Source organism: Flavobacterium sp. KH_001, from assembly GCF_057840745.1.
The window spans coordinates 737,381-761,463 of sequence record NZ_CM174520.1 but is presented as its reverse complement, the minus strand read 5'-3'; the positions used below and the strand labels follow the sequence as shown (position 1 = coordinate 761,463).

The following is a 24,083-nucleotide window of genomic DNA, read 5'->3' as shown; positions in this document are numbered from 1 at the left end:
ATGAAAGAACTAAATTCATCAATAAAACATCATTTGGTCGTTGGGCTTCTTATTGCCTTATGGATTTTTGCTTTCGCATTCATCATAAAACCTTTTGATGACGGAACTTTAAATTTCCGATCCTGGTTTTTCATTAGCTTTGGTTTTAGTGTTTTGGCCTTTTTGTGCTATAGCATTTTGGCGGTTCTTCAAAAAAGCATTTACAAGAAAATCTCAAAATGGAATCTCAGTTTAGAAATCGGAAGTATTATTTTCTTTTTTATAATTTACCTATTTGGAATTTATGTCTTTTATAAAAGTCCAATTTTAAAAGGCGGATATACTTTTACTGAGTTTTTCTCCATAATCTTCATCAAAATAGCATTGATTTTAACCCCGGTTATAATTCTGGCCAGAAGATATCTAATCAAACTCATTCCCGTAAAAGATGATATTCTGACATTCACAGGAGAAAATAAATTAGACATTTTAAAAATCAAAAAAGCAGATTTAGTTTGTATTTCCAATGCTCAGAATTATGTGGAGATTTTCTATCTCGAAAACGAAAAACTCCATTCAAAACTGATTCGTTCTTCGCTCAAAAAGATTCTCGATGATTTTACTTTTTTAATCCAAATTCATCGTTCTCATTTAATAAATCCGTCACACTTTAAGTCCTGGAGAAATTCAAATACTGTTATTCTGACTCAAATTGAGCTTCCGGTTTCTAAGAATTATAAAGAAAGTATATTGACTTTTTAATTCGTATCTAAAACAATTTGTTTGTGCTAACTAACAATTAATGGTAAGGGAAAGTGAAATGAAATCTATATATTTGAATTGATTTTTTAATCTTAACCCAAACTAAAATTAAATATGAAGAAGATTTTTACCTTATTTATTTTACTTTTTGTATTCAATATTTCTGCGCAAAATCAGCTTCAATTTGATAAAAAATTTGTTCAGAGTGAAGATAAATGGGTGGCATTTTCCCCAGACAGTACAGGTGCTCATCCGTACGGATTTATATACATCGATCCACAAGCCGGACTGACATTTGATTATGAAGGAACATTTAAAATAGATCAAACGGGTAAGTTTATTCCAAAAAGAAGAGAGATTGACGGACAGATGAAATATCGTTTGGAGCCAAATAACAATTTGGTAGCTTTTATTTCTGAATCAAAGTTTGAAGAATTGCATATTAATAAAACACCTGAATGGTTGAAGTTTTATAAAGAAGATGAAGGGACAGTCAAAAGACTTTACAATTGGGGTTTTATGTATAATGGTTGGAACGAATGTGAAAAAGGCCTGGAATATCTTGAGAAGGCTCAAAAAATAGATCCTGAATATAAAGGTCTTCGGGTTGAGTTGGCATTTTCTTATAATTGCCTGAAGCAGTATCAAAAAGCGGTTGATGTTTTGAAAATTGCATTACAAAAAGAACCTCTTGATGCTTATACGAATAAGGAATTAATTTATGCAGAAACTAAAAATGGTAATTTGCAAGAGGCAGAAAATGTATGCCGCAAAGTTTTTAAAGAATGTGCGGATAAAACGTATAATGCTGAAAATGCCTACAATGTCTTGCAGGCATATTACATTAAAAAAGATATTGAAAAATTCAACAAATGGTTCGCTGAAGCTAATTCTTATTTGATGAGTGATCAAAAAATTAAACCTTTAGCGGAACAAATGAAAATTGAACTGAAACAATAAAATTACAAGCATAAATTGAATAAACACCTAAAATACCTAATCTATCTCTTTCTGGCTTTCGTCGTGATTGCAAGTGATGGTACTTTAGTTTCTCAATCAAAATCGGCGGATTATTATCAATCTTCGTTTGTAATTTCAAGACGAGAATTAGATGCTGAAAAATCTCGTTTATACATATTCAATCAATTTGTTTCCCGAATTAAAATTTCGTTTTTAATTCCTGTAAATTATCTCGAGTTTAAACTGGTTCGCACTTTTCAAATTCAGATAATTCAAAAACTACAAAATCTTCTTTATCAAAATATTAATTCATTTATAAGACAAGCTGTTTTCATAAATGAAACAATCACTTCAAACAATTTATATAAAAGTTTATACAGCGCTTAGATAATTTCTGAGCATTTATGCGCTTCAACGCATAAGATGATACAATAATGTCTAATCATTTATCATTTTCAAAATGTATAAACACAAAAACAAAACACGTTTAGAGCAATCTAGGCGACCACTTCATTGGATAAAAAGAAAATTACTTTTAATTATAACTGCCTTTATGCTCGGAATGTCAAACGGAATGCATGTTCATGACGAGGCTCTTAAAGGAAATCAAACTTATACAGAACAGCATAAGAAGGATTGATTTTTTAGTTAACCGCGAAGTGCACAAAAGTTTTTATCTATGCACCGTCTTAAGATAAGTTCGCAAAGCTTTGCGAACCTTGCGTAATTCTTAGCGTCCTTAGCGGTTAAATTTAATAGTAAAGCATAAAAAAACCGAAACATTAAGCTTCGGTTTTTGTGTTTATTGGAATTTGGAATTTTATTAATTAATCCATTTATAATAACGAGCCCCAATCAAATTAGGAATCTCTTTTTCAATTCGATCTAAAACCCATTCGTTTTTAGGAGTTCGAACACTTTGTTTTTGTTGTTTTTTATGAAGGTTTTCATAAGTTTCGAAACCAATTTCAATACTTTCTTCCAGATTTTCAAAAAGTTTTACTTTCGCTAAAGCCGATTGCCATTGGGGTTGAATTGTTCCTTCAAAAACTTTCGATTTCGATCCGCTTCCGTACGCCAGGAATCCGAACTTAGTTCCGGCAACTTCTTGCTTTGTATCGTAATAATGAGCCAAAGTTGATAATAATCCCATGAAAATAGAACCGGTATAAAGGTTTCCAATTAAAGAAGAAGCTAATTCGGCAGGTTGCAATTTCTCGGTTACAAACTTTTTATAGTCATCAGATTTTCCAACTTCTTTAATTTTATTCTGATAATCTGCCGGTTCGATATTTTCGGCAATTATTTTATCAGCACTGTCTAAAGCATAGATTTCAGATAACATTCGTCGCCCCTGAAAAGAATAGGGAAGGTGCATGATAATGCTATTCCAGGTATTGTATAAAGTTTCGGTCGTATTTTTTAATTTCTTGAAAGAGAAATACGCATTACGCGTACGATCCATATAACATTGATTTGAATACTGACCGTCAAAAACCGGTTGGTCTTTATGGATTTCGATTTCAGCTTCTAAATTGTCAAACCACGGATCGTTGTTTTCGTTTTTCGTAATCGCTTCTTTCGAAAGTGTTCGGTAAGGTTTGAAAAAGTCAAAAACACCTTTTGTGCTTGTTGCCCAATTTTCATCAAAAGCAATAACTCTTGGGTTTGAAGTCACCAACATTGCCAAAGCTCCGGCACCTTGTGTATATTCTCCGGTTGAATTTAAATCGTATTTCGCAAAATCGGTAGTAACCACAATTGCTTTTTTCGTCGGATTCAATTTTACAAAATCAATACAGTTTTGTAAAGCGTCAACACCACCAATACAAGCAAAAGTAAAATCTACAACATCACATTCGGCAAGAGAATCTTCGCCAAATTTTTGTTCCATTAGGTTGATTAAATACGAGCTGATTGGTTTTGAACTGTCGATACCGCTTTCGGTGCCCACGTAAATCCGGCTGATTTCATTTAAGTTTATTTCGTTCTCCAGAATAAGTTTAGTTAAAGCATTTGCTCCAAAAACTACAGCATCCTGGTGAACGTCTGGTAATGTCATTTTAAGTAATCCGAGACCCTTTTCTAATTTTTCTGGTTCAATATTTCTGGCAACTGCCAAAGTTCTGATGGGTAAGTGTATGTTGGCTACATCAAAAGAGATAGCATCAATTCCTGTTTTCATTCTCATTTTTTTTGAAGCCGATAAAGGTAAAATTATGTAATGGAATGACCATTTTTTTCGTCTATAAAATTTCGAAGTGAAGACACTTTTGAAGAAAACAAATTAAAAGTTTGATTAAAATAGTAATTTGATAAAGTTTTGTGACTGTCTGTCGGGCTGATATAGGTGGTAAATACAATCTGTAAAGTGTATGTTTTTAGTTTTTTATAATAAAATTATTTGATATTAAGTATTTTTTATACGTAAAAGTACGTACTACGTAGTCTATTTTAAAATGATTATAAATAACAACGAAATGGTTGTAGTTCTTTGTTAATTGCGTTATTTTTGTCTAATTTTTTAAAACAAACTACTTAAACACTTATGGCACAATCTGCACAGTTGAATGCTTCCATCTTAAAGAAAGTGGCTATGGCTCTTTCGGGAATATTCTTAATCACGTTTTTAGCGCTGCATGTTACCTTAAATTTCATTTCTGTTATTAGTGAAAATGTTTTTAACGAAGCATCTCACTTTATGGGTTACAATCCGCTAATTCAATATGTAATGCAACCTGTTTTGGCATTCGGAGTAATTTTCCATTTCGTTATGGGATTTGTACTGACTGCTCAAAATACTGCAGCAAGACCAATTGCGTATGCAAAATACAATGGAGCAGCAAATGCTTCATGGAGTTCTAGAAATATGATTATTTCTGGATTAGTAATCTTGGCTTTCTTAGGATTGCACTTTTATGATTTTTGGTTTCCAGAAGTTAGTTATAAATACATTGCAGGTACTGCACCAGATGCTACAAGGTATTATGGAGAATTAGTGCACAAATTCCACGATCCAATTCGTACAGGATTATACTGCATTTCTTTCGTGCTTTTAGGTTTTCACCTTTGGCATGGATTCGCATCTTCTCTTCAATCAGTGGGAATGCACAATAAATACTCTAGGTTTTTAAGTAAAGTAGGTTACTGGTTTGCAGTTGTAGTGCCAGCACTTTTCGTAATTATCGCATTATTTCATCATTTCAATAATTAATATCAATTATAATGGCATTAGATTCAAAAATTCCAAATGGTCCTATTTCGGACAAATGGACAAATTATAAAGATCATATTAATTTAGTAAACCCTGCTAACAAGCGTAATTTAGATATTATCATTGTTGGTACAGGTTTAGCTGGAGGTTCTGCAGCAGCTACTTTGGCTGAGTTAGGATATAACGTAAAAGCATTTTGCTTTCAGGATTCACCAAGACGTGCGCACTCTATTGCAGCACAAGGGGGAATCAATGCAGCAAAGAATTATAAAGGTGACGGTGACTCAGTTTACAGATTGTTTTACGATACTGTAAAAGGGGGTGACTACCGTGCACGTGAGGCAAACGTTCATCGTTTGGCTGAAGTTTCGGCAAATATTATTGACCAGTGTGTTGCTCAAGGGGTGCCATTGGCTCGTGAATATGGCGGACTTTTAGATAACCGTTCTTTTGGAGGAACTTTGGTTTCTCGTACTTTTTACGCACAAGGACAAACCGGACAACAATTATTGTTAGGAGCTTATTCTGCAATGAACCGTCAGATTGGTCGTGGTAAAGTAAAAATGTACAACCGTCACGAGATGCTTGACATCGTAATCGTAAACGGAAAAGCAAGAGGTATTATCGCTCGTAACTTGATTACAGGAGAAATAGAAAGACATTCTGCTCATGCAGTAGTAGTTGGTTCTGGAGGATACGGAAACGTATTTTTCTTGTCAACAAACGCTATGGGAAGTAACGCAACAGCAGCTTGGAAAATTCATAAAAAAGGAGCGTTTTTCGCAAATCCTTGTTACACACAAATTCACCCAACCTGTATTCCGGTTTCTGGAGATCACCAGTCAAAATTGACTTTGATGTCTGAATCGTTACGTAATGATGGTCGTATTTGGGTTCCTGCAAAATTAGAAGATGCTCAGGCTATTCGTGAAGGAAAGAAAAAAGCAACAGATTTATCTGAAGCGGAAAGAGATTATTTCCTAGAAAGAAGATACCCGGCTTTTGGTAACTTAGTACCACGTGACGTTGCGTCTCGTGCAGCTAAAGAAAGATGTGATGCTGGTTTTGGAGTTAACAAAACAGGTGAAGCAGTTTACTTAGATTTCGCAGCAGCAATTAAACGTTACGGAACTGAAGATGCTTATGTAAAAGGTTTAGATGATAAAGATGCTGCTTTGGTAACTAAACTAGGAGCTGCAATCGTGAAAAGTAAATACGGGAACTTATTCCAGATGTATTACAAAATCGTTGACGAAGATCCTTATACAACACCAATGATGATTTACCCTGCGGTTCACTACACAATGGGTGGAACTTGGGTTGATTATAACTTAATGACTACAATTCCTGGATGTTTCTCAATTGGAGAATCTAACTTCTCTGATCACGGAGCAAACAGACTTGGAGCTTCTGCTCTGATGCAAGGTTTAGCTGATGGATATTTCGTACTTCCTTATACTATTGGAGATTATTTAGCTCCGGATATTAAAATGGGAGAAATTTCTACAGATTTACCAGAATTCGTAGAAGCAGAGAAAGCTGTAAAAGATCAAATCGACAGATTTATCAATAATAAAGGAACTCATTCTGTAGATTATTTCCACAAGAAATTAGGAAAAATCATGTGGGATAAAGTAGGTATGGCTCGTAACGCTAAAGGTTTAACGGAAGCTATCGAAGAAATTGCCGCTCTACGTGAAGAGTTTTATAAAGATGTAAAAGTTCCTGGAAGCGCTAACGAATTTAATCAGGAATTAGAGAAAGCGACTCGTGTTGCCGATTTCTTAGAGTTAGGAGAATTGTTCGCAAAAGATGCATTGCACCGTAATGAATCTTGTGGAGGTCACTTCCGTGAAGAATACCAAACTGAAGAAGGAGAAGCACTTCGTGATGACGAAAACTTTGCATACGTTGCAGCTTGGGAATACAAAGGAAAACCAAGTGATGCCGTATTACACAAAGAGCCTCTAGTTTACGAAAACATTAAATTAGTACAGCGTAGTTACAAATAGCAATTAGTCAAAAGACAAAAGTCTTAAAGTCTAATGGCAAATGTCAAGCGACTTTCGACTTTCGGCTTTATGACCTTCAAACTAAAACAGTATGAAACTTACATTAAAAATATGGCGTCAGAAAAACGCCCAAGATAAAGGGGGAATTGTTGATTACCCAATCGACGGAATCGAACCAGATATGTCTTTCCTTGAAATGCTTGATGTTCTTAACGAGCAATTAATCAACAAAGGAGAAGAGCCAGTAGCATTTGACCACGATTGTCGTGAAGGAATCTGCGGAATGTGTTCATTATTCATCAACGGAGAAGCACACGGACCAGACAGAGGAGTAACAACTTGTCAATTGCACATGCGTATGTTTAAAGATGGTGATACGATTTTTATCGAGCCATTTAGAGCAAAAGCTTTCCCGGTAATTAAAGATTTAGTTGTTGACAGAAGTTCTTTCGACAGAATTCAACACGCAGGAGGATTTATCTCAGTAAATACTTCTGGAAATACAATCGATGCAAATACAATTCCAATTAACAAAGACGACGCAGACAAATCATTTGATGCTGCTGCTTGTATTGGTTGTGGAGCTTGTGTTGCAACTTGTAAAAACTCATCAGCAATGTTGTTCGTTGGTGCGAAAGTTTCTCAGTTTGCTTTGTTACCGCAAGGTCAGGTTGAGGCTACTGATCGTGTATTAAACATGGTTCACCAAATGGATTTAGAAGGTTTTGGTAACTGTACCAATACTGGAGCTTGTGAAGTAGAATGTCCTAAAGGAATTTCTCTTGAAAATATTGCACGTATGAACCGTGAGTATTTAGCTGCAAGTTTAAAAGGATAATTTTAAGAAATAGTTTTACATATAAAAAACGCATTCATTAAGTTGAATGCGTTTTTTATATGTAATAATTTATTTTAATAAATATCCTATATTTAATTCCTAAACAAAACCATTAAATGAAAAGAATTTTACTTATTGTGTTGCTCATTTTAAGCTCGAAAAATTATTCACAGGTTGCTGTAACACCTTCTTATAGAGGGGAAAATGAAGAATTTGAAAACGGAGAGCTAGAAGATTTTAAAAAGACTACTACGATATTTGTATTGCCAAATATTTATAAAAAAGAAGAATACGAAGAAATTTTAAAAGAAGTTTGGACGGTTACACCTTATAAAGTTATTGATTTCAAGGAATTTAATCGATTGGATTTCATCAATGGCGATTATTCATTTGCAGAAATTTTTGGAGACATCTTAAGAAGTTCAAAAGGAACTATGTATTTTCATACAAATCTTTCAATAAAAGTTTTAGATAAAAAAGAGTTTTATAAGACATTTGAAAAACTTAAAACTGATGATAAAAAGTTTGATGAAAAATTAAGAAGTATTCTGAATGAAAATTCTTCATATATAGCTAGAATACCACTTTGTGCTACTAATAAATTTTTAAGAGATGCTTTGGGATCTATAGATTTAATGAGAATGAAGTTTCCAGATGAAAAAATGAATGACCTTTATCTTCAAATGTATACAGAACAAAGTTTTACAAACACAAATTTAGGAATGCTGAAGAATTATTTTCAGGAGGTTAATAGGATATTAAATAAAAATGAGCATTGTGGACTTTATGATGATTTTGTTACTCCAGAAATAAAAAAGCTAAAAGATTCTGATTTATATATTCCAGAAGCTTATTTAATGGAATACGATTCGTGGAGATTTTCGGAGAAAATCAGAGATGAGAAAGATATTAAGAAACTTTTCGAAGATTATAAATATAAATTCCAGTTTATAAAAGATAAAGATCTGGAAAGTAAAATTTTAAATAATGAGGAAATATACTATTTAAGATACGTTAGTATGAATGCTAATAAATATTTGCAAATCGTTAATGGAAGGACTGGGGAGCCAATTTATTACTTTTATGGTGCAATGACTTACAATTTAAAAGATGATGATTTTAAAAAAATTAATAAGGCAGTAGAGGCAAAGTAATTTATCTTAATATATATAAAACGCATCAGACATAACTAGCTGATGCGTTTTTGTTTTAATTGTTAAATAACTTAGACTTGTTTCTGTACCTCCTTTTTGCTTTACATACTGATAAAATAATAATTGATTACATTTGTTTTTGCTAAAAAAGGATTGAAATGAACGACAATGAATTAGTAAATTATACCAAGGAAGAACGAAAAAATCACATCATAAAAGAGATTAATCTGCACACGCGGGTAAGTTTTGAAACCTTATCTGCTAAGCTGGGAGTTTCGGAAGATACGGTAAGGCGTGATATTAACGAATTAGAGACAGAATCTTTGCTGATTAAGGTCAAAGGTGGTGCGATGACAAAAGGATATCATTACGCGTCTTCTAATCAAACTTATGAAATTGAGTCCAAACAGATAATTGCTCAGAAAGCGGTTAGTTTGCTACATGATGGTATGGTGTTATTGCTGGACGGCGGAACTACGATTAGAGAGTTTATCCGATTAATTCCAAACGATTTAAATCTTACCATTTTTACTATTACTGTTGTTACGGCTGTTCAGCTTCTGGACAAACCAAACATTAAAGTTATCATGATTGGAGGAAGCATATCTTCGTATAGTCAGATGTGTGTAAGTGGTGAAGTATATCACCAATTGGCTAATATCAAAGCAGATTTATTGATTTTAGGAACCAATGCTTTAGATGTTGAAGGTGGTTATTCCGATTCTGATTGGGAAACCGTACAGGTTAAAAAAGCTATGATTCAGGCGTCTAAAAAAACAGCAATTATTACTATTACAGAAAAGTTGAATACAGTTTTAAAAATGAAAATTGCAGGCTTATCAGAAGTTGATTATATAGTTACTGAAGTTGATCCGAAGAATAAAAAATTACAAGCTTATAGTAAGGCCTTTCCGAACTTAGTTTTAATTTGATTTCAGGCTAAAAAGTACAATATGAAAATCGCACTAATTCAATCTGATCTTTCTTGGGAAGATCCATCTGAAAACAGGAAAAATTTTGAATCGAAGATAAATCAAATCGATTCGGAGGTAAATCTTATTGTTTTGCCGGAAATGTTTTCGACAGGATTTACGATGAATGCTTCTGAAGTTGCTGAAACTATGCAAGGCGAAACCGTTCTATGGATGCAGTGTGTTGCTAAGCAAAGAAAGTGTGCTCTTGCCGGAAGTTTAATTATTGTTGAAAAGGATCAATTTTATAACCGAATGCTGTTCGTTTTTCCGTCAGGGGAAATAAGGCTTTATGATAAACGCCATTTATTCTCTCTTGCTGGCGAAGATCAAACGTATACAAGCGGAAAAGAAAAAGTAATCGTTGATTATTTAGGCTGGAAAATTTGCCTGCAGGTTTGTTATGATTTAAGATTTCCGGTTTTTGTGCGAAATGTCGAGAGTTACGACCTTATTTTGTATGTCGCCAATTGGCCAAAAGTGCGCGCCAATGCCTGGGATATTTTATTGAAAGCACGGGCTGTTGAAAACCTAAGTTATGTAGTTGGAGTTAATAGAATTGGTCTGGATGCTAATAATTATGAGCATATTGGACATTCACAGGTAGTTGATTTTTTAGGTAATTATGTATTGGAACCACAAGAAACAGAGGGAGTTTTTGTTGTAGAATTAGATAAAGACATAATGTTGGAAACAAGAAAAAAACTTGATTTTCTGAGTGATAAAGATGTTTTTGAAGTGAATATTTAAAACTCCTTTAGGACGAAAATTTCTTCTTTAGAATTTTTATTTCGAAGAATAATTTGCTTGTATTTCCATACCGTTCCAATTTTATCGGCAGAAATATCTAATTTACCATTTCCCTTAGTGCCTTTAATTCTAAAAGATAATGAAACTGAATTGTTGTTATTTGAATAGACGGCATTTCCTTCTAAAAGGGCTAATTTATCAATTGGCTGAATTATTCCGATGGACTGTACTATTCTTTTGTTGGAATTGGCCCTTTCAATAGCTTTTTCATAAAGTAAATTGTCATTATATGCCTGAACAATATCACTTATACCTTCGGGAGAATTTGAAGTCAGAAAAAATCCAAAAATAGAAATAATTAAAATAGTTGAGGGAATTGACCATTTCCAATTTCGTTTAAGCCAGCTTTCCTTTTCAACTAATTCATTTTCCATTTTTAATTGGATTCAGGTTAAAGTTTAAAAGGCTTTACTCTTCTTTGCTTGTTCTTTTTTCTTTTTGGCGTCTTCTTTTTTCTCCAGTTCCGGGTTATAAGGAATGCTCATATCAACCGTTTCGTCGACATCCCAATTTGTTCGGACATCAACTTCTTTTTGATAATAAAACACTTCTTCGGCATAGGTTTTCTTTAGGAAATTCCCTGAATCGTAGATTTTATTTTTATTGTCGTCGTAGGTTATTCTGAGTGTAAATGAACTAGGTTCAAGTAAATCAAATGTGAGTTTGGTTTCTCCTTCAGAATACTGACTCGCAAGAACCGCATCTCCTTTTTTATTGGTCATTTCAACAATAATAGGGAAACGTTTTACATTCTTTAAATTCAAAATTAAATTACCATAATCAGCATATTCTTTAGTAGTTAATTTGTACGATAAAGTGTCATTTGACTTATCGAAAAAATCGGTTAAAGCGCCTGGTAAAAAGGTGAACTTGTATTTTTGTAAAGGTTCTTTCTTGAAATCAACATAGAGCTTTTGGTCGAATTCATCATATTCGGTAGTAAAGTCGACTGCAACCGAATCTTTATTGATTAAATTAATCTTTGATTTGTCAAATTTAACCAAAGGAGTCGCCGTTTCTAATGTAAAACGGTCTCTAAAATTAAGAACGCCACTTTGCTTAGCAGTAATATTCAGTGTGTCTTTTTTCTGGTCTTTAATTTTAAAGGTGAATTTCTTATCGTAATTCTCACTGCTGATTTCCATTGATAAAGAATCGACTTTTATGGGCTTGTACCATACCTGCAAAGAATCCTTTTTAGGAAATCTGGTTACAATAGATTCTAAAATTTCACCATTGTTTTTAAGAACTACTTTAGGTTTAGAATTGGTGAAATCCTGTTTACTGTCGTACGGAAGGAATAATCGGTTTCCTGAAGCTTGTATTGGCTTTAGGGCCTTTAAAGGTTGTGATTCCTTAAAAAGCTCTAATTCAAAAAGAGTATCATTTGGTACTGTAATGTAATGTTTTATGAAACCTATTTTGTCATCTTTCGGATTAAATTTATTGTTGCTTCCTTTGTCTTTTAAAGCGACTAAAAGATACTTTCCGGCTTTTAAATTCTCTAATTTAAAAGTTCGTAAACTATCTAATGTGTTTGTAATATATCTTGGAAATTCTTTGTAAACAACAGAGTCTTTAAATTTGTCATTCACGTCATAAAGCATTACCGAAACAAAATTATCGGCATTTTTCTCGTACGCATCTTTTATTCTTCCGCCTATTGAAAGGGAGTCGATATAAGATCCGGTAGAGAAAACATATTTGAATTGATTGTATGCATTTCCTTCGTTGTTATCTGCAATACTTTGACCAAAATTCATACTGTAAGTAGTGTTGGGCTGTAAAGTATCTAAAATTTTTATGGTAATTTCTTTACTTGCAGTAGTTGGCAAAATGATCGGTTGTTGCTTCATTGGCGGCGAAATGATCAACTGCTTATTGGTATTTTTAAGTTTTACATATTCATCAAATGTCAAAACAATCTCTTTAGCCTTAAAATCAGTGCTGAAATTTTTAGGTGTGCTGTATTTTAAAACGGGAGCCAGCGTGTCTTTTAATCCTCCTGTGATACTTCCTCTTTTGGCACAGCTCATCGTTAAAAATATCAGTAAAAAGGGAATATATTTAAAGTTGTTTTTCAACATAACAGTTTTGAATTTGATTGCACAAAATAACGATTATATTTGCTTTAAGCGAAATTTTTTATCTATTTATTAGGATTTAGAGCATTTAAGTTTTTTCGTATTTCTTAAATTGAGAACGGGTAATTTAGTATAATTTCTTACTTTTGAGATCCAAAATATAATTTCTCTTCGTTTTGATTAAAAAGTCTTTTCTGATTTTCTTCGTTTTTTTACTAACCGCCTGTAGTAAAAATGATAAGCCAATTATTGCTTTCTATTATTGGAAAACGGTTTTTAGATTATCACCAACGGAAAAAGAAGTTTTAAAAGATAATAATGTTAAGAAACTTTATATTCGGTATTTTGATATCGGTTTGAATCCCAAAACTACAGAACCAATTCCTGTTAGTCCAATACATTTTCAGGAAAACATCAATAAATTTGATATTGTTCCAGTGGTTTTTATTCAAAATAAAGTCCTTTTAAAATCAAATATTGATATTGATGATCTGGCTGAGAAAACACTTTATTTAGTAGATCAGATTAATGTCAAAAACAGAATCAATTGCATCGAAATTCAAATTGATTGTGACTGGACACTCGGAAGCAAAGAAAATTATTTGAAGTTCATAGAACGATTTAAGAAACTTTCGCAGAAAAAACTCTCGGCGACAATTCGATTACATCAGGTTAAGTATTTTAAAAAGACTAAAATTCCGAATGTTGATTCAGGTGTTTTGATGTATTATAATATGGGGACAATTGCTCCCGATTCTGTAAATTCTATTTATGATCATGAAATTGCAGGAAGATATCTCAAGAGCCTGAAAAAATATCCATTGCATCTTGATATTGCGTTACCCATTTATTCGTGGGCAATTCATATCAGAAACCAAAAGGTGATTGGCCTGCGATCTAAGCTGAATGTGGCTGAGTTAAAAAAAGACAAAAATTTTGAACAGCTTAATACTTTGTTTTTTAAAGTAAAAAAGTCAAATTACAAAAATGGATTTTTTTATGAGGAAGGCGATGTCCTGAAGATTGAAGCAATTTCTGCTGAAGATTTAAAAACAATGGGAGAGGAGTTGAGTGAAAATGTGGCAAACACTCCAAAGGAAATTATATTTTACGATTTAGATGAATTCAATTTAAAAAATTATGAAAAGAATATTTTTGAGCAAGTTGTTTCTTGTTTCTAGTGTAGCCTTATTTACTGTTTACGGAATAATTTACGCTTGTGGGGGTGGAGACGACTGGGATTTCTTCGGTTATAATTCAAATTTTACTCCTGAAACCTTTACGGATAAATCGTATTCTCCGCTTTTTTTGTCAGGAGATGTTTTTTACGGAATTGGTTTTGATACACAACACAATTCAAGATTCAATGAAGATTTAAAATCAGACTGGAATACTTATTTGAAAGCAAATGTAGATACAGCAACCGTAAGATATTTTTTAATTGGAGATCTTACGCCAAGATATTCTGATGAAGCTAAAGCTGCGAAAAATAAAGCGGAGATTACAGATCTTCACGTATTTTTTAAGACTAAAAAAGCAAGTGCAGCTTCTCTAAAATGGGGAAAGAAATTAAATTTAAAAGACGATAAAATTAAGAGTTTTATCGAATTTTTGTATTTGGCACAAAAAATTGAAACGGTTTCTATCAATGAGGATTATTGGAGTTATGATCCTGTGGTAGCGAAGACTTTCAATGATTTAAAAATGATTCAGTCTATTGAGAATGTTTATAACACGACATCAGACGCTTTCTTGAAAAACAGATATTGGTTTCTAACGGTCAAAGCTTATTTTTATAGTAGCAATAAATCAAAAACAGTTGAATTTTTTAATAAAACTGAAAAATCAGTTCCTAAAAATACATTGTATTATCGTGCACTTTCTTATGTGGCTGGAATCAAATATCAGCAGAAAAAATATTCAGAATCCAATTATTTATATGCTCAGGTTTTTGACAAATGTCCTGAAATGAGAGTTGTGACGGCTTATAGTTTTCATCCGCAAAATGAAACGGACTGGAATAAGTCTTTGGTGATGGCAAAAGATAATAAAGAGAAAGCTGCACTTTGGGCGATTCATGGTTATTACAAAGATGAAACACAAGCTATTGAAAAGATTTATGAATTAGACCCTAAAAGTGAGCATCTGAATTATTTACTTACCCGATTGGTGAATAAACAAGAGCAGGATATCAATAATTCTTTTGAAGAAAGTGCGAAGGAAAATGTACCGGCAAAAAAGCTTACTGTTGCTGAAACCAAAGAATTAAACAAAAGTAAGATTGATAAAAAGGCTTTTGATTTAGTTTCGAAAATTACCATTGCATCAAACACTGAAAAGCCTTATTTGTGGAATATTGCTTTAGGATATTTGCAGACACTAAAAGGAGAGTACGCAAATGCTGATAGTAATTTTGACAAGACAGAGAAAATAATGCCAAAAACAGAACTGGCGAAATATCAGTTGAGACTGCTTCGTTTTGTAAATAACATGAGTAAAATTGATAAGCTGACCAATGCTAATGAGAGAACAATTTTAGCGGATCTGAATTGGTTGTATCAAGAGCTTCCTAAAACATATAAAGGACAGGAGTTTCGTTATCAGAACGCTTCCTCATGGAGCAGAAGTTATTTAGCGACACTATATAAAGCATCTGAGAACCCGGTGATGACTGAGATATTTGGAGAATCTCGTTACAGTTATTGGAATGACGGAAATGCTTTTTATGATAATGAAAAAAATCTTTTAGCGATGAAAGCCTTTTTAACTAAGTCGGATAAAACAGAAATAGAAAAAATAGGAGCCGGAATATATAGTTTGAAATTAAAAGATATTAATAATTTTCAGGCTGTTCAGGCTACTTTCAAAAATAAAATTCCTGAAGCAATTGCTTTTATTAAAGAAACAGATTCTGTTCAATATCATAATTTCTTAGGAAATCCGTTCAATGGAAATATTAAGGATTGCCATGATTGTGAACATGCGGCGTATCAGAAGAAGAAATATTCTCAAATTGAATTTTTGAATACTATAAAGACAATGCAGGACAAATTAGCTCAAAAAGAGGATGTTTATACGAATAGTTTGTTACTTGGAAATGCGTTTTATAATATCACCCATTTTGGAAACGGAAGAACTTTTTATGAGATTAGTATAGTAGGTTACGGTTCAAGCCCGTACTCCTTTAGGGATTCAATGAAAAAGATGATTACCAATTGTGACGTGTCTAAGATGTACTATCAAAAAGCATTTGAAGCGGCAACTACAAAAGAGCAAAAGGCAAAATGTATTTATTTATTGGCAAAATGCGAGCGCAATGATTACTATAATAAAAAGTATAATAATGTGACCAATTGGTGGAGTGTTGAAGATGATAAAATTAATTTTATCGCCTGGACTGGATTCAAAGCTTTAAAAAAGGATTATTCTGATACTAAATATTATCAGGATGTTATTGCTGAGTGTGGTTATTTTAAAACGTACATTAATCAATAAGCTATAGTTTATATTTGTATTATAATAATTAAAAGAGATGGTAAATAAAATTGAACATATAGGGATCGCAGTTAAAAATATTAATGATGCCAATGTATTATTCGAAAAATTACTGGGAGTTCCGTCTTATAAAGAAGAAGAAGTAGCAAGTGAAGGAGTATTGACATCTTTTTTTCAAACAGGAACAAATAAGATAGAGCTTCTAATGGCTACTAATCCAGAAAGTCCAATTGCGAAGTTTTTAGAAAAAAAAGGAGAAGGAATTCATCACATCGCTTTTGATGTGGAAGATATCTACTCCGAAATAGACCGTTTAAAAAGTGAAGGTTTTGTATTGATAAATGAAGTTCCGAAGAAAGGTGCTGATAATAAATTGGTGGTTTTTTTACACCCAAAAAACACAAATGGGGTTTTGGTTGAGCTTTGTCAGGAAATAAAGTAAAAAATCTTATTTACTTATTAAGAAATAATACATTGAAAATCAATTGCGTTTAGAAATAGTGAGGTTGTAATTTGAAATTAAATAGAAATCATATCTTAAAATATTTGCAGTGAATAAAAAATAGTAGTAATATTGCATCCTCAAACCGGTCCTATAGCTCAGCTGGTTAGAGCACCTGACTCATAATCAGGTGGTCCCTGGTTCGAGCCCAGGTGGGACCACGTAGTAAAAAAGCTTCATAAATTTTTTATGAGGCTTTTTTTTATGATTAAAGTTGTAATTTTAAGAAAAACTTATACATTTGCTTCAGAATTGTAGCAAAAAACTTGTTTTTTGTGAGAAATTTCTATAAATGACCCCAAGTCTAATTATAAATACGGTGCTAATTATTAGCATGTTAAACTTATGAAAATCAATAAAACTATTTTTTTTGCATTTTTTTTAGTTGTGGTTAATATATCAGCTGTTTTTGCTGAAGATAACCCGCTTCCGCAACCGCCGGAGCAGACGTCTAAGACGGCTAGAGGTGGTGGTTCAACTAATAGGCAGCAGCTTCCAGGTATGCCAATCGATCAGGATCTTATTTATCTTGTAGTGGCAGGACTTGCTTTGGGAATTGTGATGATTTATAAAGATAAAATAAAAAAAGCTTCAGTGTAAAACTGAAGCTTTTTTTGTAACTATTTTTTGGATTTATTTGTTGATAGAATAAAGTCTTGAAATGTATTTCCCTACAACATCAAACTCTAAATTTATTTTAGTGCCAACTTTAAAATTTTTGAAATTAGTGTTTTCAAAAGTATAAGGTATAATGGATACACTAAATTCATTTTCTTTAGAATTTACAACCGTTAAGCTAACGCCATTCACTGTAATTGAGCCTTTCTCAATAGTGATGTTGTTAAGGTTTTTGTCGTATTCAAAAGTGTAGTTCCAGCTTCCGTTCGCTTCTTCAATTTTAATACAGGTTCCGGTTTGGTCAACATGGCCTTGTACAATATGTCCGTCAAGACGATCGCCTAGCTTCATTCCTCTTTCCAGATTAACAATATCGCCCGTTTTCCAATCTCCAATATTTGTTTTTAAGATTGTTTCTTCAATAGCGGTTACGGTATAAAGTGAATCTTTTACAGCGACAACCGTTAAGCAGATTCCGTTATGAGAAACGCTTTGGTCAATCTTTAATTCGTTTGTAATAGAAGAGTCGACTGTGATGTGAAGATTATTTTGGTCTTTTTGTATTTCGTGAATCCTTCCAAGGGTTTCTATAATTCCTGTAAACATTGTTGTTTTATTTTACTAAATTTGCACATCAAAATTAGTAATAAATAATCTGAGCTCATGAATAAAAAAGCAGAAAATATAATTGTTGGAATTTCAGTTGGAGATTTAAACGGTATTGGAAGCGAAGTTATACTTAAAACATTCGAAGATTCTCGCATGTTAGAAATGTGCACGCCGGTTATTTTTGCAAATGCCAAAATACTTTCTTTCGTTAAAAAGAGCATGACTTCTACCATTCAGTTTCACGGAGTTGATAAGTTAGATCAGGTTTTGCCGGGTAAGGTGAATGTTTTTAATCTCTGGAAAGAAGGAGTTGATATTAATTTAGGGACTAACGATGAGAAAATTGGAGAATATGCCATAAAATCTTTCGTGGCTGCCACTAAGGCGTTGAAAGAAGGAACAATTGATGTTTTGGTTACGGCTCCAATTAATAAATATAATATTCAGTCAGAAGAGTTTAAATTTCCGGGACATACAGATTATTTAGATCAGGAATTGGAAGGTAATGCCTTGATGATGATGGTTCAGGATAATTTGAGAGTTGGTTTACTGACAGATCATGTTCCGTTAAATGAAGTTTCATCTCATTTGACAGAAGAGCTTATCACAAGAAAAATCGAAACGGTAAGAAAATCTTTGATTCAGGATTTTAGTATTGTAAAGCCAAAAATTGCTGTTTTAGGATTAAATCCGCATGCTGGTGATGGTGGAGTGATTGGAAAAGAAGATGATTTGGTTTTAAAACCAGCTTTAAAGAAAATATTTGATGCCGGAACGATGGTTTTTGGTCCTTTCCCTGCTGATGGTTTCTTTGGAAGTGGTCAATATGAAAAATATGATGCTATTGTAGCAACGTATCACGACCAGGGATTGATTCCGTTTAAAACATTATCTTTTGGTAAAGGAGTAAATTATACGGCTGGTTTAAACAGAGTAAGAACATCGCCAGATCACGGTACAGCCTACGATATTGCTGGAAAAGACATGGCAGATTATAATTCATTCAAGGAGGCAGTTTATCTTGCGATTGATATTTTTCGTTCGCGTAATCAGTATGAGGAGATTAGCCAAAAACCTCTTAAAATAAAAGAAAAACAGTTATAAACAAAAAAAGGTGAATAAGATTATTAGTTTTATAATAATTTTATATCTTTGCACCCCAATTCAGGTATCTGAGTTTTAGATATGAATTGGTCAAATTGATGTTAAGATGAGCAAATCAAAAGAATTTTTAATTCCTTTCATAGGATTAAAGCTGGGAAAACACCATTTTGAGTATCAAATAAGTAACGCGTTCTTTGAGAACTTTGATTACGACGAATTTCAAAGTTCGGATATCAAAGTGAGTTTAGTTTTAGATAAGAAAAGCAACATGTTAGAGTTGGAATTCAAACACAAAGGAACCGTAAACGTACCTTGTGATCTAACCGGCGAAGATTTTGATCTTCCTATAAAAGGGAAAATGAAATTAATTGTCCGTTTTGGAGATGAATTCAACAATGATAATGAAGAGTTGTTAATCTTACCGCACGGAGAGCATGAATTAGATGTTGCACAATACATTTATGAAATGATTGCTCTTTCGGTACCGCTAAAACGAGTTCATCCAGGAGTTAAAGACGGAAGTTTACAAACTGAAGCCTTAAAAAAACTAAATGAACTGACTGTAAAAGAAGTAAAAGAAGAGAAAAAAGAGAGTAAAAAAGAAGAAGATATTGACCCGCGTTGGGACAAATTAAAGCAACTATTAACGGATAAATAATATAGTAAAATGGCACATCCTAAGAGAAAAATCTCGAAAACAAGAAGAGATAAGAGAAGAACACATTATAAAGCTACTGTAGCTCAAATCGCTACATGTCCTATTACTGGAGAAGCACATTTATACCACAGAGCTTACTGGCATGAAGGTAAAATGTATTACAGAGGGCAAGTTGTTATCGATAAATCTGTAGCGGTTGCTTAATACGTTTTTGTAAATTATACTAGAACTCTCACATAGTGAGAGTTTTTTTTGTTGGTTATAATTTTCTTTTTTTAAGAAATTATCTACAAATTAATTTCGTTTTTTTTTGTAATTTTCAAGTCTTTTAAAAATTTTTCAAATATGCTGTATTTGAAAAGAAATAATAAAATATAATGAATACAATCACAGCCGCAATTACCGCTGTTGGAGCCTATGTTCCGGACTTTGTTCTTTCAAACAAAGTGTTGGAAACTATGGTCGATACTAATGACGAATGGATCACTACTCGTACCGGAATTAAAGAAAGAAGAATTCTTAAAGATGCTGATAAAGGAACATCGTTTCTTGCTATAAAAGCAGCACAGGATTTAATAGCAAAAGCTAATATCGATCCTTTAGAGATTGATATGGTTATAATGGCAACAGCTACTGCAGATATGCCGGTGGCCTCTACAGGAGTTTATGTTGCAACAGAAATTGGAGCTACTAATGCATTTGCATACGATTTGCAGGCAGCGTGTTCAAGTTTCTTATACGGAATGTCTACTGCTGCAGCTTATATACAGTCAGGACGTTACAAAAAAGTTTTATTAATTGGTGCCGATAAAATGTCATCAATTGTAGATTACACAGACAGATCTACTTGTATTATTTTTGGAGATGGAGCAGGTGCTGTTTTATTCGAACCAAATTATGAAGGCTTAGGCTTACAAGATGAGTATTTAAGAAGTGATGGTGTAGGACGCGATTTTCTTAAAATTTCTGCAGGAGGTTCTTTAATTCCTACTACAGCAGAAACTGTTCAAAACAGACAACACAATATTATTCAGGACGGAAAAACCGTTTTTAAATATGCTGTAACTAATATGGCAGATGCTAGTGAATTGATCGTTAAAAGAAACAATTTGACTAATGAAGATGTTGACTGGTTAGTACCACATCAGGCAAATAAGCGTATTATTGATGCTACTGCAAGCAGAATGAACCTTGAAGAGTCTAAGGTATTAATGAATATTGAAAAATATGGTAATACAACTTCAGCAACTTTGCCATTAGTATTAAGTGATTTTGAACACAAATTCAAAAAAGGAGATAATATTATTTTAGCTGCTTTTGGTGGTGGATTCACTTGGGGATCTATTTACCTGAAATGGGCTTACGATACAAAATAAATTAAAACTAAAAACGAATCATTATGGATTTAAAAGAAATTCAAAACCTAATCAAATTTGTAGCAAATTCGGGAGTTGCAGAAGTAAAGTTGGAAATGGATGATGTGAAAATCACAATCAGAACAACTTTAGAAGGAAATGTAACTGAAACTGTACAGCAATTGCCAGCTCAGGCTGCATTGCCACAAGCTGTTGCTCCTCAACAAGCAGCCCCAGCTGTTGTTAATGTAACGAGTGAGGCATCTGTTCCAGCTGAAGATTCTAAATTTATTACTATTAAATCTCCAATTATTGGAACCTTCTACAGAAAACCGTCTCCAGACAAACCAGTTTTTACTGAAGTAGGAAGCACTATCGCAAAAGGAGATGTTCTTTGTGTAATTGAAGCAATGAAATTATTCAACGAAATCGAATCAGAAGTTTCAGGTAAAATTGTAAAAATTCTTGTTGACGATATGTCTCCTGTAGAATTTGATCAACCTTTATTCTTAGTAGATCCATCATAAAAAATTTAGATTTTAGATTTTAGATTTTAGATTGATTTGCAATTTGTTAATCATCTAAAATTATCTAATGATCAAATTGTCTAATTATCTAATTAAAATAAGATGTTTAAAAAAATATTAATTGCGAATAGAGGAGAAATTGCACTTCGTGTAATTCGTACATGTAAAGAAATGGGAATTAAGACTGTAGCGGTTTACTCTACAGCTGATGCAGAAAGTCTACATGTAAAGTTTGCTGACGAAGCGGTTTGTATCGGACCTCCTCCGAGTAACTTATCGTATTTGAAAATGTCAAATATTATTGCTGCTGCAGAAATTACAAATGCAGATGCAATTCATCCAGGATATGGATTTCTTTCAGAGAATGCTAAATTCTCTAAAATTTGTCAAGAGCATGGAATCAAATTTATTGGTGCCGCTCCTGAAATGATTGATAGAATGGGAGACAAAGCTTCTGCAAAAGCTACAATGAAAGCTGCAGGAGTTCCATGTGTACCAGGTTCTGACGGATTATTAGAATCTTTCGAACAAACACAAAAATTGGCTAAAGAATTTGGTTACCCGGTTATGCTTAAAGCTACTGCCGGTGGTGGTGGAAAAGGAATGCGTGCCGTTTGGAAAGAAGAGGAATTATTGAAAGCATGGGAAAGTGCACGTCAGGAAGCTGCTGCTGCATTTGGAAATGACGGAATGTACATGGAGAAACTTATTGAAGAACCACGTCATATCGAAATTCAGGTTGTTGGAGATTCATACGGAAAAGCATGTCACCTTTCTGAAAGAGACTGTTCAGTTCAACGTCGTCACCAAAAGTTAACTGAGGAAACACCTTCACCTTTCATGACTGACGAATTGCGTACTGCAATGGGAGAAGCTGCTGTAAAAGCTGCTGAATTCATTAAATACGAAGGAGCCGGAACGGTAGAATTTCTTGTAGATAAACACAGAAATTTCTATTTCATGGAAATGAACACTCGTATTCAGGTTGAGCACCCAATCACAGAACAAGTTATTGATTATGATTTGATTCGTGAGCAAATTATGGTAGCTGCCGGAATTCCAATTTCAGGAAAAAACTATTTACCACAATTACACGCTATTGAATGTCGTATTAATGCCGAAGATCCTTATAATGATTTTCGCCCTTCACCAGGAAAAATTACTACACTTCATATGCCAGGAGGACATGGAGTTCGTTTAGATACTCACGTTTACTCAGGTTATAGTATTCCACCAAACTACGATTCGATGATTGCTAAGTTAATTACAACGGCACAATCTCGTGAAGAAGCGATTAGTAAAATGCGAAGAGCTTTAGATGAATTCGTAATTGAAGGTGTAAAAACTACAATACCTTTCCACAGACAATTAATGGATGATCCAAGATATATTGCAGGAGATTACACAACTGCATTTATGGATACTTTTAAAATGAATCCAATCGAATAATTATAAAGGCTGTCAATTTTGGCAGCCTTTTTTATTTTACATTATATTTTAAACCCGATAGATTTCGAAATCCATCGGGTTTTGTTGTTTAAAATGCTTTAGTAAACACTTAAAGTGTATACTTTTTACACATTATTTTTTCTAATTACACACTTTTTAATATTTCTCAATTTTGGCACACTGGTTATAAAGCCTTTAAAAATAAGGGTTTATGTGATTTTGTGCTTAATGTTTGGCTTGCGGCATAATAATTTCATTATCTAAAGCGTAAACAACTATTAAACTAAATATCATTATGAAAAATTTATTCTTATCAGCCGCTATTGTTTTGGGAAGTTTATCTTCATTCGCTGCTACAGCTCCAATGACAAACTCTATTATAAAAACGATTTCAATTCAAGATGAATATACTGAAATTAAATTAGAGGAATTACCGGCTCCTATAACGGAAGCTTTGAAAAAATCATTTCCGGATGCAGTACTTTCTAAAGCTTATAAAAATGCAAAATCTGAATACAAACTAGATGTAACTGTAGGAGAAAAAGTAGGTTCTCTATACGCTAATGCAGACGGAACCTGGATTAAAAAATAATTAAAATAAAAAGCGCTATGTTTATTCAGATAGCAAACACTAAAATAAAATTAAGAATACTAAAATACAACTATTATGAAAAATCTATTTTTATCAGCCGCAATCGTTTTGGGAGGTTTAACATCATTTGCTTCAACTTCTCCAATTTCAAATACAATCGTAAAGACAATTTCTATTCAGGAAGAATACACAGAAATTAAAGTTGTAGAATTACCAACTGCAGTTACTGATGCGCTTAAAAAAGCATATCCGGATGCAGTGCTTACTAAAGCATATAAAAATGCAAAATCAGAATACAAATTAGACGTTACTGTAGGAGACAAAGTAGGTTCTCTTTACGCTAACGCAGATGGAACATGGATTAAAAAATAATCTAGAACCATTCAGTTT

26 protein-coding genes and 1 tRNA gene are annotated in these 24,083 nt (G+C 33.1%); 23 read left to right on the top strand and 4 right to left on the bottom strand.

Annotated elements, in window-relative coordinates:
• From AC3ITQ_RS03595 to AC3ITQ_RS03580, 4 genes are all read left to right on the top strand, one after another.
• The gene (locus AC3ITQ_RS03595) at positions 1-741 is read left to right on the top strand and encodes a LytTR family transcriptional regulator DNA-binding domain-containing protein (protein WP_489236846.1); all 741 of its coding nucleotides are present in this window, start codon (positions 1-3) and stop codon (positions 739-741) included.
• A 114-nt stretch (positions 742-855) separates the two neighbouring features.
• Positions 856-1,701, top strand: coding sequence for a tetratricopeptide repeat protein (locus AC3ITQ_RS03590; RefSeq protein WP_489236845.1), 846 nt, complete (start codon positions 856-858; stop codon positions 1,699-1,701).
• Between the two features lie 15 nt (positions 1,702-1,716).
• The gene (locus AC3ITQ_RS03585) at positions 1,717-2,088 is read left to right on the top strand and encodes a hypothetical protein (protein WP_489236844.1); all 372 of its coding nucleotides are present in this window, start codon (positions 1,717-1,719) and stop codon (positions 2,086-2,088) included.
• Between the two features lie 73 nt (positions 2,089-2,161).
• Positions 2,162-2,341 (top strand): hypothetical protein, encoded by a 180-nt coding sequence (locus AC3ITQ_RS03580; RefSeq protein ID WP_133526167.1) that lies wholly within the window; start codon positions 2,162-2,164, stop codon positions 2,339-2,341.
• Positions 2,342-2,524: 183 nt separating this feature from the next.
• Here AC3ITQ_RS03580 and AC3ITQ_RS03575 read toward each other — a convergent pair whose 3' ends face one another.
• On the bottom strand, positions 2,525-3,886 hold the full coding sequence (locus AC3ITQ_RS03575) for a hydroxymethylglutaryl-CoA synthase family protein (RefSeq protein WP_489236843.1): 1,362 nt from the start codon (positions 3,884-3,886) through the stop codon (positions 2,525-2,527).
• A 363-nt stretch (positions 3,887-4,249) separates the two neighbouring features.
• Between AC3ITQ_RS03575 and AC3ITQ_RS03570 the strand changes: the two genes are divergently transcribed.
• The 6 genes from AC3ITQ_RS03570 to AC3ITQ_RS03545 all read left to right on the top strand — a co-directional run bounded on the left by AC3ITQ_RS03570 (position 4,250) and on the right by AC3ITQ_RS03545 (position 10,640).
• Entirely contained in the window at positions 4,250-4,915 is a 666-nt protein-coding gene (locus AC3ITQ_RS03570) for a succinate dehydrogenase cytochrome b subunit (protein ID WP_194657491.1), read from the top strand.
• A gap of 11 nt (positions 4,916-4,926) precedes the next feature.
• On the top strand, positions 4,927-6,927 hold the full coding sequence (locus AC3ITQ_RS03565; protein WP_489236842.1) for a fumarate reductase/succinate dehydrogenase flavoprotein subunit: 2,001 nt from the start codon (positions 4,927-4,929) through the stop codon (positions 6,925-6,927).
• A 91-nt stretch (positions 6,928-7,018) separates the two neighbouring features.
• On the top strand, positions 7,019-7,765 hold the full coding sequence (locus AC3ITQ_RS03560; protein WP_489236841.1) for a succinate dehydrogenase/fumarate reductase iron-sulfur subunit: 747 nt from the start codon (positions 7,019-7,021) through the stop codon (positions 7,763-7,765).
• A 116-nt stretch (positions 7,766-7,881) separates the two neighbouring features.
• The gene (locus AC3ITQ_RS03555) at positions 7,882-8,919 is read left to right on the top strand and encodes a hypothetical protein (protein WP_489236840.1); all 1,038 of its coding nucleotides are present in this window, start codon (positions 7,882-7,884) and stop codon (positions 8,917-8,919) included.
• Positions 8,920-9,077: 158 nt separating this feature from the next.
• Positions 9,078-9,851 carry a DeoR/GlpR family DNA-binding transcription regulator gene (locus AC3ITQ_RS03550; RefSeq protein WP_489236839.1) on the top strand — a complete coding sequence of 258 codons (774 nt, stop codon included), beginning with the start codon at positions 9,078-9,080 and terminating at the stop codon, positions 9,849-9,851.
• Positions 9,852-9,872: 21 nt separating this feature from the next.
• Positions 9,873-10,640: a nitrilase family protein gene (locus AC3ITQ_RS03545; protein ID WP_489236838.1), complete on the top strand. Its 768-nt coding sequence runs from the start codon at positions 9,873-9,875 to the stop codon at positions 10,638-10,640.
• Here AC3ITQ_RS03545 and AC3ITQ_RS03540 read toward each other — a convergent pair.
• Positions 10,637-11,074 carry a cytochrome c oxidase assembly factor Coa1 family protein gene (locus AC3ITQ_RS03540; protein ID WP_489236837.1) on the bottom strand — a complete coding sequence of 146 codons (438 nt, stop codon included), beginning with the start codon at positions 11,072-11,074 and terminating at the stop codon, positions 10,637-10,639. The two genes, AC3ITQ_RS03545 and AC3ITQ_RS03540, sit on opposite strands and share 4 nt — an antisense overlap.
• A 24-nt stretch (positions 11,075-11,098) precedes the next feature.
• Positions 11,099-12,787, bottom strand: coding sequence for an Ig-like domain-containing domain (locus AC3ITQ_RS03535; RefSeq protein WP_489236836.1), 1,689 nt, complete (start codon positions 12,785-12,787; stop codon positions 11,099-11,101).
• A gap of 173 nt (positions 12,788-12,960) precedes the next feature.
• Here AC3ITQ_RS03535 and AC3ITQ_RS03530 point away from each other — a divergent pair, with 173 nt between their 5' ends.
• The 5 genes from AC3ITQ_RS03530 to AC3ITQ_RS03510 all read left to right on the top strand — a co-directional run bounded on the left by AC3ITQ_RS03530 (position 12,961) and on the right by AC3ITQ_RS03510 (position 17,381).
• Positions 12,961-13,965 (top strand): hypothetical protein, encoded by a 1,005-nt coding sequence (locus AC3ITQ_RS03530; protein ID WP_489236835.1) that lies wholly within the window; start codon positions 12,961-12,963, stop codon positions 13,963-13,965.
• Positions 13,925-16,279: a hypothetical protein gene (locus AC3ITQ_RS03525; protein WP_489236834.1), complete on the top strand. Its 2,355-nt coding sequence runs from the start codon at positions 13,925-13,927 to the stop codon at positions 16,277-16,279. Before AC3ITQ_RS03530 ends, AC3ITQ_RS03525 begins: the two co-directional genes overlap by 41 nt.
• Before the next feature lie 37 nt (positions 16,280-16,316).
• Positions 16,317-16,721 carry a methylmalonyl-CoA epimerase gene (gene mce / locus AC3ITQ_RS03520; protein ID WP_489236833.1) on the top strand — a complete coding sequence of 135 codons (405 nt, stop codon included), beginning with the start codon at positions 16,317-16,319 and terminating at the stop codon, positions 16,719-16,721.
• 147 nt (positions 16,722-16,868) lie between these two features.
• Positions 16,869-16,942 (top strand) — tRNA-Ile (locus AC3ITQ_RS03515).
• A gap of 184 nt (positions 16,943-17,126) precedes the next feature.
• Complete coding sequence (locus tag AC3ITQ_RS03510; RefSeq protein WP_489236832.1) at positions 17,127-17,381, top strand: hypothetical protein; 255 nt, start codon at positions 17,127-17,129, stop codon at positions 17,379-17,381.
• Between the two features lie 33 nt (positions 17,382-17,414).
• On the opposite strand, the gene AC3ITQ_RS03505 is transcribed toward AC3ITQ_RS03510, so the two are convergent.
• Entirely contained in the window at positions 17,415-18,005 is a 591-nt protein-coding gene (locus AC3ITQ_RS03505; protein ID WP_489236831.1) for a riboflavin synthase, read from the bottom strand.
• Positions 18,006-18,062: 57 nt separating this feature from the next.
• On the opposite strand from AC3ITQ_RS03505, the gene pdxA reads away from it, so the two are divergent.
• The 8 genes from pdxA (at position 18,063) to AC3ITQ_RS03465 (ending at position 24,065) form a co-directional block, all read left to right on the top strand.
• A complete protein-coding gene (gene pdxA / locus AC3ITQ_RS03500) occupies positions 18,063-19,112 on the top strand; it encodes a 4-hydroxythreonine-4-phosphate dehydrogenase PdxA (protein ID WP_489236830.1) in 1,050 nt (349 codons plus the stop codon).
• A 106-nt stretch (positions 19,113-19,218) separates the two neighbouring features.
• Positions 19,219-19,770, top strand: coding sequence for a YceD family protein (locus tag AC3ITQ_RS03495; protein ID WP_489236829.1), 552 nt, complete (start codon positions 19,219-19,221; stop codon positions 19,768-19,770).
• 9 nt (positions 19,771-19,779) lie between these two features.
• Positions 19,780-19,974: a 50S ribosomal protein L32 gene (gene rpmF / locus AC3ITQ_RS03490; protein WP_007137315.1), complete on the top strand. Its 195-nt coding sequence runs from the start codon at positions 19,780-19,782 to the stop codon at positions 19,972-19,974.
• A 173-nt stretch (positions 19,975-20,147) separates the two neighbouring features.
• A complete protein-coding gene (locus tag AC3ITQ_RS03485; RefSeq protein ID WP_489236828.1) occupies positions 20,148-21,146 on the top strand; it encodes a beta-ketoacyl-ACP synthase III in 999 nt (332 codons plus the stop codon).
• 23 nt (positions 21,147-21,169) lie between these two features.
• A complete protein-coding gene (gene accB / locus AC3ITQ_RS03480) occupies positions 21,170-21,652 on the top strand; it encodes an acetyl-CoA carboxylase biotin carboxyl carrier protein (RefSeq protein WP_489236827.1) in 483 nt (160 codons plus the stop codon).
• A 102-nt stretch (positions 21,653-21,754) separates the two neighbouring features.
• On the top strand, positions 21,755-23,101 hold the full coding sequence (gene accC / locus AC3ITQ_RS03475; protein WP_072969753.1) for an acetyl-CoA carboxylase biotin carboxylase subunit: 1,347 nt from the start codon (positions 21,755-21,757) through the stop codon (positions 23,099-23,101).
• Positions 23,102-23,396: 295 nt separating this feature from the next.
• Positions 23,397-23,693, top strand: coding sequence for a hypothetical protein (locus AC3ITQ_RS03470; protein ID WP_194657469.1), 297 nt, complete (start codon positions 23,397-23,399; stop codon positions 23,691-23,693).
• 75 nt (positions 23,694-23,768) lie between these two features.
• Positions 23,769-24,065: a hypothetical protein gene (locus tag AC3ITQ_RS03465; RefSeq protein WP_489236826.1), complete on the top strand. Its 297-nt coding sequence runs from the start codon at positions 23,769-23,771 to the stop codon at positions 24,063-24,065.
• Positions 24,066-24,083: the final 18 nt, after the last annotated feature.